The sequence below is a fragment of the Pedobacter sp. JY14-1 genome, from assembly GCF_029269825.1.
GTDB lineage: Bacteria > Bacteroidota > Bacteroidia > Sphingobacteriales > Sphingobacteriaceae > Pedobacter.
In genome coordinates, this window is the sequence record NZ_JARJHU010000005.1 from 519,423 (window position 1) to 531,090 (window position 11,668).

General features: G+C 49.5%; 8 protein-coding genes. 2 read left to right on the forward strand and 6 right to left on the reverse strand.

Annotation, left to right across the window (positions count from 1 at the left end):
• Positions 1-72: 72 nt before the first annotated feature.
• Together P2W84_RS12800 and P2W84_RS12805 are read left to right on the forward strand one after the other, a co-directional pair.
• Entirely contained in the window at positions 73-2,256 is a 2,184-nt protein-coding gene (locus tag P2W84_RS12800; RefSeq protein WP_276090538.1) for a glutamine synthetase III, read from the forward strand.
• Positions 2,257-2,336: 80 nt separating this feature from the next.
• Entirely contained in the window at positions 2,337-3,518 is a 1,182-nt protein-coding gene (locus tag P2W84_RS12805) for an AIR synthase related protein (RefSeq protein ID WP_276090539.1), read from the forward strand.
• On the opposite strand, the gene P2W84_RS12810 is transcribed toward P2W84_RS12805, so the two are convergent.
• The 6 genes from P2W84_RS12810 to P2W84_RS12835 all read right to left on the reverse strand — a co-directional run bounded on the left by P2W84_RS12810 (position 3,505) and on the right by P2W84_RS12835 (position 11,608).
• Positions 3,505-4,197 carry an SGNH/GDSL hydrolase family protein gene (locus tag P2W84_RS12810; protein ID WP_276090540.1) on the reverse strand — a complete coding sequence of 231 codons (693 nt, stop codon included), beginning with the start codon at positions 4,195-4,197 and terminating at the stop codon, positions 3,505-3,507. The genes P2W84_RS12805 and P2W84_RS12810 overlap by 14 nt on opposite strands.
• Before the next feature lie 85 nt (positions 4,198-4,282).
• A complete protein-coding gene (locus P2W84_RS12815) occupies positions 4,283-5,563 on the reverse strand; it encodes an MFS transporter (RefSeq protein ID WP_276090541.1) in 1,281 nt (426 codons plus the stop codon).
• Between the two features lie 26 nt (positions 5,564-5,589).
• Complete coding sequence (locus tag P2W84_RS12820) at positions 5,590-7,803, reverse strand: PVC-type heme-binding CxxCH protein (RefSeq protein ID WP_276090542.1); 2,214 nt, start codon at positions 7,801-7,803, stop codon at positions 5,590-5,592.
• A gap of 30 nt (positions 7,804-7,833) precedes the next feature.
• Positions 7,834-8,565, reverse strand: a complete 732-nt coding sequence (locus P2W84_RS12825) for a ThuA domain-containing protein (protein WP_276090543.1) — start codon at positions 8,563-8,565, stop codon at positions 7,834-7,836.
• A 6-nt stretch (positions 8,566-8,571) separates the two neighbouring features.
• Positions 8,572-8,976 carry a c-type cytochrome gene (locus P2W84_RS12830; protein ID WP_276090544.1) on the reverse strand — a complete coding sequence of 135 codons (405 nt, stop codon included), beginning with the start codon at positions 8,974-8,976 and terminating at the stop codon, positions 8,572-8,574.
• Between the two features lie 106 nt (positions 8,977-9,082).
• Entirely contained in the window at positions 9,083-11,608 is a 2,526-nt protein-coding gene (locus P2W84_RS12835; RefSeq protein ID WP_276090545.1) for a galactose oxidase, read from the reverse strand.
• Positions 11,609-11,668 lie beyond the last annotated feature (60 nt).

Genomic DNA, 11,668 nt, shown 5'->3' on the forward strand with positions numbered 1-11,668 from the left:
GTATTTTTACATCAAATCAGGAGGAAATAATTAAAAAATACTCTATTTTTGGCTAAATTTTTGAACAAATAAATGAAAAGCTTAAGAACAATCGCACTAAAAGAAGCGCAATCGAGAATTTCTCCGGAAGTGAAGGCACCTGCTGCAAAGATTTCCGAGTTTTTCGGCGTTAACGTTTTTGACAAGAAAAAGATGAAAGATTTTCTGTCAAAAGAAGTTTATGAGAAACTAGTATCGGCTATTGATCAGGGTGAACTGATCAATTTAACTGATGCCAACCAGATTGCCGCCGCAATGAAAAGCTGGGCAATGGGCAAAGGGGCTACCCACTACACCCACTGGTTCCAGCCGCTTACCGGTACTACTGCTGAAAAGCACGATTCGTTCTTTGAGCCTAGCAGTGAAGGCCCTATCGAGAAGTTTGCAGGAAGCGCTTTGGTTCAGCAGGAACCTGACGCATCCAGCTTCCCGAACGGCGGTATCCGCAATACTTTCGAGGCCCGCGGTTATACTGCATGGGACCCGTCATCCCCTGCTTTCATTATGGAGAGCAAAGCCGGTAAGACGCTTTGTATCCCAACTGTATTTGTATCTTACACTGGTGAGGCACTTGACTACAAGGCGCCTTTGCTGAAGGCCCTTGCCGCTATGGACAAGGCTGCCGTAGACGTTTGCCAGTATTTTGATAAGAGCATTACCAAGGTAAATGCTTCCCTGGGTATCGAGCAGGAATATTTCCTGGTTGACCTTTCCATGTACAATGCACGCCCTGACCTGGCGCTGACCGGCCGTACGCTGTTCGGCCACATGTCAGCAAAAGGACAGCAACTGGAAGACCACTATTTCGGTTCTATTCCTGAGCGCGTATTTACCTTCATGGTAGATTTCGAGAATGAAGCCCTGAAACTGGGTATCCCTCTGAAAACCCGCCACAACGAAGTAGCGCCTTCACAGTTCGAATGCGCCCCTATCTATGAGGAGATCAACCTGGCCATCGACCACAACCAGCTGTTGATGGACCTGATGGAGAAGGTAGCGCTAAGGCACAACTTCAAAGTGTTGCTGCATGAGAAACCTTATGCCGGCATCAACGGATCAGGCAAGCACAACAACTGGTCAATGATCACTGACACAGGCAAAAACCTGCTTGCTCCGGGCAAGACTCCTAAGAACAACCTGATGTTCCTGACCTTCTTTGTGAACACCATCAAAGCGGTACACGAACATTCAGACCTGCTGAGGGCTTCCATTGCTTCGGTAAGCAACGACCACCGTCTGGGCGCCAACGAGGCTCCTCCCGCGATCATCTCTATCTTCCTCGGCCAGCAGCTGAACGAGGTTCTGGATGAAATCGAGCATTCAAGGATCAGCAAAAAGATCAAGGAAGACAACGCGCTTTGGCTGGGTATTCCTAAGATCCCTCAGATCCTGCTGGACAATACCGACCGTAACCGTACCTCTCCTTTCGCCTTCACCGGAAACAAATTTGAGCTGAGGGCCGTAGGTTCATCAGCAAACTCCGCCGCGCCAATGACCATCCTCAACGCGATCGTTGCGGATCAACTGGTGAAATTTAAGGCCGAAGTTGACAAACTGATCAAAAAAGGCGAGAAGAAAGATATCGCGCTGCTGACCGTGATCAAGAAATACATTAAAGAGTCTAAAGACATCCGCTTTGAAGGAAACGGCTACAGCCAGGAATGGGCGGATGAGGCTGAAAAACGCGGACTGTCCAACATCAAGACTACACCTAAGGCACTGGATGCTTACGTATCTGAAAAATCTACAGATCTCCTTACCCGTCTGAACATCTACAGCAAGCGCGAACTGCATGCCCGTCATGACATCCTGCTGGAGAACTATTATAAGAAACTTCAGATCGAGGCCAGGGTAATCGGTGAGGTAGCCAACAGCATGATCATCCCTGCTACCGTTGCTTACCAGAATTCACTGATCGAAAATGCAAAGGGCTTGAAGGAACTTGGCCTGGACGATGCAGCTTTGTCTACACCGGTTTCTATCATCAACAAACTGTCTCAGCACCTGGCTATCGTGAAAAACAGCACTGATGCCATGCTGGAGCAGCGTAAGAAGGTAAACACCATTGAAGATACCCGCGAGAAGGCGATCGGATATGATGAAAAAGTAAAATCTTACTTCGACGAGATCCGTTACCACGCCGACAAGCTGGAGCAGATCGTTGACGACAGTGTATGGCCGTTGCCTAAGTTCAGGGAACTGCTGTTCATGAAATAAGCCACATTTGAGCGATTCATTTTGTTGATACCCCCTGTCCCGGTGACAGGGGGTATTTTTTTTGTTATCTTTGCCGCAACATGAGTGACAACAGGTACAATCAACGCGGTGTTTCCGCATCTAAGGAAGATGTCCACGAGGCCATTAAGAACATTGACAAGGGTTTGTTTCCGCAGGCTTTCTGTAAGATCATCCCCGATATACTGACCGGTGACCCGGATTTCTGCAACATCATGCATGCAGACGGTGCCGGTACCAAGTCTTCACTGGCTTATGCCTACTGGAAGGAAACCGGAGATATTTCGGTATGGAAAGGTATTGCCCAGGATGCGATCATCATGAACATTGATGACCTGATCTGTGTAGGTGCAACGGAGAACATCCTGTTATCATCCACCATAGGACGCAACAAGAACCTGATTCCCGGCGAAGTGATCGCAGCCATTATCAACGGGACAGAGGAAATACTTGCTGAACTTCGGGAACAGGGAATTTCTATCTATTCCACAGGGGGCGAAACCGCAGACGTAGGCGACCTGGTACGTACCATTATTGTCGATTCAACGGTGACCTGCCGTATGCAGCGCAGCAAGGTCATCAGCAACCATAAGATCAGCCCGGGCAACGTGATCGTTGGTCTTGCTTCCTCTGGGCAAGCTACCTATGAAACGGAATATAACGGTGGCATGGGCTCTAACGGGCTTACTTCCGCGCGTCACGATGTGTTCGGCAAGAGTGTTGCCGAGAAATATCCGGAGAGCTATGATCCTGCGGTGCCTTATGACCTGGTTTTCTCTGGGGGAAAGAAACTGACTGACCTTATAGAAATCGGTGACGGAAAGACAGTAACGGCGGGAAAACTGGTACTCTCTCCTACCCGTACCTATGCCCCGGTGATCAGCAAGGTACTCGAATTGTACAGGAGCCGGATCGGCGGAATTGTGCATTGCAGCGGCGGGGCACAGACGAAAGTATTGCATTTCCTGAACGAAGGTATACATGTGATCAAAGACAATCTTTTCCCGGTACCGCCCCTGTTTAGCCTGATACAGGAACAATCCGGCACGGACTGGAAGGAAATGTACAAGGTATTCAATATGGGTCACCGCATGGAACTTTATGTACCCGGGGAGATCGCAGAAGAGATCATCCGGATATCAAAAAGCTTCAACATTGACGCGCAGATTATCGGCAAAGTTGAAGCTTCTGATAAGAAACAGGTAACGGTTAAGTCGCCCTACGGAGACTTTATTTACGAATAGCCTTTGCTATCGCTTTTTCTACCAGCGGTTCCATGATCGCATAGCCGGCCTTGTTGGGATGGATGCCGTCATCGGCGAGGTGCTTGGGCAGGCCGTTGCGCTCATCTTTCATTGCGCTGAAATAATCGACGTATTCCAGTTTATGCGCCTCCGCATAGGACCTGATCCACTTGTTCAGTTCGATCACCTTGCCTGCAGGCTCCAGCCCTGGCTTCCATGGAAAATCATAAGCAGGCAATACGGAGGAAAGTACCACGCTGATCTTATTGGCCCTGGCGATTTCTGCCATGGACTGGATATTGTTTTCGATCATTTCGAGTGTGGAGGGACCGGTATTGCCGGCAATATCATTGATCCCGCAAAGCAGGACCACGACCTTCGGCCTGAGGGCGACTACATCCTGGTGGAAACGTACCAGCATCTGGGGTGTGGTCTGTCCGCTGATCCCCCTGTTAATGTAAGGCCTGCCGGAAAAAAACTCCGGCCTGTTGGCCTTCCAGAATTCGGTGATCGAGTTTCCCATAAAAACGATACGTTTTTCTCCGGCAGCCGGGGCACCCAGTTTTGCGTTCTCCTCCTGGTATTTCTTAAGATTCGGCCAGTCTTGTGCCTGGGCAGAAAAGAAAGAGGAGAAAAGCAGTGCAACGGCCATGATACGGTTCTTAAAAATTTGGTTCATTTTGTATTTTGGTTAAATTAAAAAGCCACTAAATATAGAAATATCTACATTAATGGCTTTTTAGAACTGAAAAATCAGCTGATCCTTAAGCTACCTGTACCGGGGCAACTCCTCCCGGTTTTCTCGACCTCATGTAAACTACGAGGCCTGCAAAGGCGACAATAAGGATAATGGGCAGTATCAGGGTCACCTGCAGGACTTCGGGACCTGCAAGGTTCTTTGCCGTACCTAAGGCTGCAGCTTCGGGAGTACCTTCCAGCGCGGCCACATAGGTATTCAGATCGGCACCTGCCGGAAGATGTTTCACGATGAGCCCGTCATAAAAACTTCCCATGAATATGGTATAGACAGAAACCGCAAACATTCCCGCTCCACCCAGCAGATTGATGCCCAGCGCACCGGATTGCGGAATATTTTCTGCCACAAAGCCGATCATGGTTGGCCAGAAATAACATACGCCGATGCCAAAGACAACTGCGGCAAAGAATACCGAACTTCCTGTAAATGTACTCAGCATGTAAAGACCTGCCGCAGCGAATATGGCCGAAAACAAAAGCACACCCTGGGGAGCCAGTTTTTTCACAATTGGTTTTGCAAAGGCCCTGCCGATAACCATGATCCCGGTAGTCAGCGTCAGCAGCAGCAGCGCATTATCGGTAACGTTCTTCAGTAACATACCGATCCACTGACCGGTAAATAACTCGGTTATGGCGGTCATGAACATGCAGATGAACATAAAGATGAACAGCGGGGAGGCTACAGCCTTATACATATCGGCACTGGAGTACCCTGAGGAAACCCTTTCAGTAACCGGAAAATCAAGCTTTGAAAACAGGTAGCCATAGATGAGTGTCGGGATGAGCATCGTCGCTACCTGCAGCTGCCAGCCAAGGTTCAGGCTGACAAATAAGGTGACCAGCAAGGTCCCGATCACGATTCCGCCGGGGAACCACAAGTGGAAATAGTTGAGCCTGGTAGTTTTTTCATCCGGATAAAGCGTTGCCACCAGTGGGTTACAGGCCGCTTCTACCGTGCCGTTGGCGATACCGATAAGCAGGGTAGAGAAAAACAATGTCCAGTATCCCTGTGCAAAAATGGTAAGCACAATGCCCAGCAGGTGGAACAAAAATGCAATGACCAGCAGGCGCTTCATGCCAATGATGTCGACAATAAAGCCCCCGATAACCACAGCGAGAGGAAAACCCCAGAAGGCGGTAGCAGTGATTGTGCCCAGTTGGGTGGCGTTGAGGTGAAAGTCAATTCCTAATTGTCCCATCATCCCGGCACGGATCCCAAAGGAAAGGGAAGTAACTAGCAATGCCAGGCAACTCGCCCAGAATAACTTGTTGGTTTGAATGTTATGCATATATTTGGTTTTGGTTGGTGACAAAATTATGGTTTTGCATCTAATTCCTTCATCGTCCAGGGTTGATTACGTCCCCTGGTTCGCTCGCGGATCTTTTTAACCTCCTCAGGTTTGATCACGGAAGCTTTGTTACCCAGATCATTCCGGATATAACTCAGTACAGCCGCAATATATTCATCGGTATTGGCGCCCATCGCAGGCATCGCGTCTGTATAGTTTTTGCCGTTTACAGGGCCGGTGAGCCCGTGCAGCAAAATTTTAATCAGCTTTTCGGGGTCTCCGGTGACATCCTTTGCTCCTGCCAGCGCGGGTGCAGGCATAGCACCACCGATATTTACTCCTTTTCCATCGGCGCCGTGGCAGGTTGCACATAGCTGCTTAAAGCTGACGGCGCCATCTGTGATTAATTTCCGGTCCGCTTCTGCAAGTCTCCTGCTTTCCTCTTCCCTGGCCTTTCTCCGGTCCATATCTACCTGGAAACGTTTCTGTGATTCAACAAGGGCAAGGTCATCGGGATGATGTTGTACCAGCTCGTTAACAATGGCCCGGGCTTTCTCTGAAGGACTGAACCTGAGGGTAAGAGCCAGCTGGAAGCGGACATCTGCGCTCGGATCATTCTTTAAGGGTTCCAGGGCATTGACCAGCGCTGCATCTCCTTTTCGCACCGCTCCCTCTGCAATCCAGACCGCTGTCCGGCGCACTTCCGCATCCTGGTCTTTTAATGCCGTCAGCAATACCGGTCTGTCCAGTGACTTTAGCCCGTCAAGGGTCCAGAGGGCATGGATACGCCCCAGGGGTTCCCTGGCACCGGTGGCCATCGTCACCAGTTCGGGTACCACCGATTGATCAGCCCGGATCACAATGAGTTTCTGGGCAGTCTCCCGCCACCAGGCATTCGGATGCGACAGGTACTGTACCAGTTGTCTGCTGGGCTGGCTGAGCATGGCAGGTTTGGTCTTGTCTCTTTTTAAGCCGTCATAAACCACTCTGTAGATACGGCCTCTGCCAATATTTTTTTCGAGGCCTCTTTCGATGATCTTAGGACGGAGATAGCTCCCCGGTTTCGTCCATTCACTTTCCTGGATAATACCACGGTACATATCCACGATGTAAAGACTTCCGTCCGGTCCGGTAATACTGTTTACCGGCCGGAAGTTCATATCTGAGGAAGCGATAAACTCTTCCTTGTCATAGGCGTTCCTGAGCGTGATCTTTCCGTTGGTATTGATCACCTTGGCACGCCTGATCAGCCGCCCTACCGGCTCACAGATCAGCAAATCTCCGTTAAGGTCGGCAGGCAGGGAGTTGCCCCGGTAAATCGATTGCCCTGTACAGGCAGTAAAATGGTTCAGGGTGCTGTCAGGGCGTAAACGTCCCGGTCCGCCCTGTACATCGGGCGTAGAAATAACCGGCCATACTGCCTGAAACTCGTCATTATACTGGTCGCCGAAATCCAGTCTTCCAAAATATGGGTTCTGCTGAAACCCGAGCGCAGGCGCTTCTCCTCCGGCGGCGGAAAAATAAAGACGGCCATAGTTATCGTTGGCCAAGCCCCATTGCCCGCCGGGGCCTTCGTGCAGGTACTCCGTTTTCAGCATACCGTTGTCATATTGATAACGCACATTTTCAACAGTGACATAAATCTTGTTGTCCAGGTTCCATACCAGGCCGCTCCGCTGGTGTTCCAGGTTCGCCCTGTTTTCCGAATCATTAGTAAATACACGTATCTTTTCATCTGCCACTCCGTCGTTGTTGGTATCGCGGTAGCTGTAAATGCTGTTGTCCCAGGTTTCAGCAACCAGTAAACGGTCGTCAAGGGGCAGGATCATTCTCGGTAATACCAGTTTATCGATGAAGACCACAGATTTGTCCATTTTACCGTCACCATTGGTATCTTCCAGCCTCTTGACCGTACATACCGGCTTCATCTCACCTGTACCGTTGGCATCCTGCATATAGGTATTCATTTCCGCAACGAACATACGCCCGTTGCCATCCCAGGCAATCTGTACAGGCTCATGGATCATGGGCTCACTGGCCACAAGTTCAAGGTGATAACCTTTTTGCAGATAGATCTGCTTCATGCTTTCTTCAGGGGAGAGAAAAGCGGGAGAGGGTCTGGTATTGACAATTACCTTGCCTTCTTCATTTCTTTTAAGGGCCGTCTGCGCTACTTTACAGGTATACGCAAGCGTGGACACGCCGAGCATGCCCAGCACCCAATGTCTGGTCCGTATCATGGTTTATAGGTGGTTAATCTGTGGTGCGGGCTATTTCTTCAGGCCAAGCGCGTATTTGATACCGCCAAGCAGATGCTGAAGATACAGAGGCTCGTCATAAGACTCCTTGGTATGACCAAGTTCAGTGTAAAATGCACGGCCGCCGTCATATTCATGATACCAGGCCATTGGGTGGCTGTCGCCCATTGCTCCCTTTCCCGGATCATAACTTTTCTCATCGATGTATACAAGTGGCTTCAGGTCCTTTGCCATCCATTTGAAATTGTACCACTCATCCCTGCGTTTCCACTCTGCCGGAAGGTGTTTTGTAGAGAGGTGTGTCCGGTCGGTTACCTTCAGCGTTGCGTCCTGCTGGGCCGGGTGCGAACCAAAATAAGCACCCACCAGGTTACCGTACCAGGGCCAGTTATATTCCGTATCTGTTGCGGCGTGAATCCCTACAAAACCTTTTCCGCTTCTGATGTATCTTTCAAAAGCAGCCTGCTGCTCATCATTAAGCACGTCCCCTGTCGTACTGAGGAAAATAACCGCATCGTACTGCTTCAGGTTCGCGTCCGTAAATTTTCCGGCATTCACTGTGCTGTCGACATCGATCTTGTTTTCGGACCCCAGTTTCTGGATGGCGGCAAGTCCTTCTTTGATCGCATCATGATGGAATTCCACCGTTCTGCAGAAGACAAGTACCTTTTTATTCTTTGCATAGGCCGTTGAGCCTAGCAATATTCCTCCGGTAAGGAGGAATAAGGCTAAGATTCTTTTCATATCCGGTTATTTTACAGACAGCACGTAAGTAACGATCTTTTTGGCATCATCTACGGACAGGGCCGGGTGCGGGGACATCGGGATTGCTCCCCATACACCAGATCCGCCTTCCACAACCTTTTTTGCCAGGCTGTTTTTATTTTCTTCGTTATAAGGATATTTCTTTGCGATCTGTTTGAAGCCCGGGCCAACCAGTTTACCGTCTGGTTTATGACAGGCCGCGCAATCTGATTTGGCCATCAGCGCCTTGCCTTCAGCGATTTCTGCTGCAGACGGGCCTTTAGCGGCGGAAGCCGCGGCAGCTGGCTTTTTTGCCGCAGCAGCCGGCTTTTTGGTCTGGGCAAATCCCTGAGAAGCGCAAATGGTAACGATGGCAAACGCCATTGCAGGAATAATTAAGGTCCTTTTCATTTGTGTGTAAATTGATATAAGTGTGAAATTATTTTTAAAGCTTAAAAAAACATTAAAAAATGATTAATCGCAAATCAATATTGCAATTAAATGCATTATTTAACATTTATCCATGTCCCAGTACCTCTGCAAAACTCTTCCCGAAGTCCTCGTCATATAACGTCCTGTATTCCCGGCAAAAGAGTGCATAGGTATTCTTCGCCTGCGTATGTTTGCCCAGATAGGCCAGCGCCCTGCATTTCATGCGCATGGCCTCTTCATTGACAGGATCGAAGCAAAAAATATAACCGGCCAGTTCGATCAGCGTATCGGGAGCTTGTTCCACATCAACGGAAGCCGAAAAACTGATGCACATATCGATGACCTCATTGGATACTTCCGCCTTGAAAACATCCATCCAGCCATAGTTTACATCGGGCAGCAGGGCTCCTCGCCTGATGATCGCAGCAAGCCCCCTGATGCGCTCCAGGTCCGGTATGCTCTTTTCCCTGACAAGAGATACGTATGCTTTATAGTCTACCCATGTGCTGTCCTTGTCAAAGTCGAGCTTCCAGTATCCGGTTTCCTTGGAAATGGTACATCCGTCAAGCTTATCGAGTATATTCCGCAGCTTGACGATGCTTACAGACCTGTTGTTCCTGGCGCTTTCTTCTGATTTATCAAACCATAAAAGTTCCTTTAACTTTTCCGAACTGATCCCCCGCTCCCAGCGGACACTGTAAATTAAAATGATCAGGAACAATTCCCTGATCAGGGGAGTAAACTGACGGGTAATTTCCGTTCCTTCGCGGTCAAATACCTGCATATCGCCAAAAAGAAACACTTTGTTTGCCGGCTTTTCCCCAATCTGCTCCTCCTTGATCTCTTCCGGTACCGCTGGCGTAGGAACTTCCTGCTGATCTCCCTTCTTTCCTTTGCGCCGCCAAAACGAAAAAACCAGCAGTGCTGTAATACCGAGTGCCCCGGCAGCTGACAACCAGTACAGTACGGATATGTTATGCCCATTAACGCGCTTGAGTTCAGTCTGTATCGGAGGCGCTGACAAGGCATAGGCCTTTACAGTGGTCAGGTTGTTGTCTTCCCAGTAAAGCGTTACCGCAATTAACTGGTTGCTTTCCCTGCAGAAGAAAAGGTCTGCATAAGAACGTACATCATGGAACAGATAAGGCACAGGACTGCCGCACAGCTTAATTTCCGGGCGATCCAGCGATCCTTCCATCAACTGTAAATTCGAACGGTACTTATTTTTGGGAAACTTCAGCGCATAATAAGTCCTGGCCTTTTCGTTGATCACCATCGAATTGGCAAACACGAAATCTTCGCCCGCCACGTCCAGTTCATAACGCTTACGGAGCCGCCTGGTCCCGGCATCAAAATACAGCAGATCGTAAAGGTTCCTGGGATTGAGCATCTGCTGTCCGCTGGAACTGCCGTAGCCGCCCAGGATGTAAGCGCCATTGCCAATCCGTCCGAGTGCAGCCAGGTATCGGGGCGTCAGCGTGTCTCCCGTAACCTTTACCTCCTGCCAGCTGCCCGTTGGAAAATGATAGCGGTGAAACTGGTTTTTATAGACGAAATGCCCGTAGCCGCCCAGGGTATACAGCGAGGAATCTGCCGGCAGGTAAAACTTGTTGTATAACCAGAAATCGGTAATGTTCGCCTGGGGAAAGTTCTGAGTCCAGCCCGAAGTTACTGTATCAAACCTGCTCACCAGGTGCCGGTCGATATAGAAGGTCAGCAGGTTGCCCGCGTCATCGACGACAGATTGGGAACCGCGGAGCAGCCTTAACTTCCCGGTAGTGTATGGAATGCGCCGCTGCTGGCCCTTTCTTATATTGCAGACGATCAGTGAATCGTCCGAAACGATGTACAGCAGTTCCTTTTTCCCATCGAAAGCCACCGTTGCCGCTCCGCTTACCCTGGTATCCAGCAAGGGCTGCCATTGGTCATGCAGTTTCTTTATCCATAAAGGCTTCAGGGCTGCACCGTCATTTCCCGAAAGTTCTTCATGCGCAGTATTGCCGGCATCTTCACTGAGCTTCCAGAAATACCTTGCCTTCCCCCCTTCCCGGATGGTGATGTTACGCAGTTTCATCGGGGGTACGTCCGTAGTTTTAAAGCCCAGGTATTCGTTTGCCCCGAATAGTATCTTCATACATGGATTTTTATTCATCACCAGCCTGGTCTGATAGACCTCGCCCCTGCTCTCCAGGCGCAACACCATTTTCCTGGTGTCGAAGGATAACCTGAGCTTGTTCCACTTTTCAAAAAGGTCCTTTTCCGGAATATCGAACAGAATATCGGAAAAATGTTCTCCGATCACTACGCTGAAATGCTTCCCGGCTGCCGCATTACGGTCATAGATCAGGTCTATATTTTCACCGCCGCCGTCTATGAGGCGCAGCACATAACCAAAATAATCTTTACGCCCCCTGAACAAGGTGAGGTCAAAGGAGAGTTCAAAGTCTTTCTCAAAGCAAAGTGTGCCTTCAGGGCTCAGATCAAGGCCAGTACGCTGATCCTGCACGACCTCATGGCTATAAAAGCCAAGCCCGTAAGACTGGCCCCTGCAGTCTCCGGCAACAAGCAGCAGAGAAAGAAACGAAAGGAGTATTGATGCCCCGGTCCTCATATAAAGGACTAATATAACATATCCGGTTGGGTTTCAGGAAAAGGCCCGTTAACTTTGGTA

Coding starts and splice junctions, on each gene's coding strand:
- P2W84_RS12835 (WP_276090545.1), bottom strand. CDS start 11,608: ATGAGGACCGGGGCATCAATACTCCTTTCGTTTCTTTCTCTGCTGCTT.
- P2W84_RS12830 (WP_276090544.1), bottom strand. CDS start 8,976: ATGAAAAGGACCTTAATTATTCCTGCAATGGCGTTTGCCATCGTTACC.
- P2W84_RS12815 (WP_276090541.1), bottom strand. CDS start 5,563: ATGCATAACATTCAAACCAACAAGTTATTCTGGGCGAGTTGCCTGGCA.
- P2W84_RS12800 (WP_276090538.1), top strand. CDS start 73: ATGAAAAGCTTAAGAACAATCGCACTAAAAGAAGCGCAATCGAGAATT.
- P2W84_RS12810 (WP_276090540.1), bottom strand. CDS start 4,197: ATGAACCAAATTTTTAAGAACCGTATCATGGCCGTTGCACTGCTTTTC.
- P2W84_RS12805 (WP_276090539.1), top strand. CDS start 2,337: ATGAGTGACAACAGGTACAATCAACGCGGTGTTTCCGCATCTAAGGAA.
- P2W84_RS12825 (WP_276090543.1), bottom strand. CDS start 8,565: ATGAAAAGAATCTTAGCCTTATTCCTCCTTACCGGAGGAATATTGCTA.
- P2W84_RS12820 (WP_276090542.1), bottom strand. CDS start 7,803: ATGATACGGACCAGACATTGGGTGCTGGGCATGCTCGGCGTGTCCACG.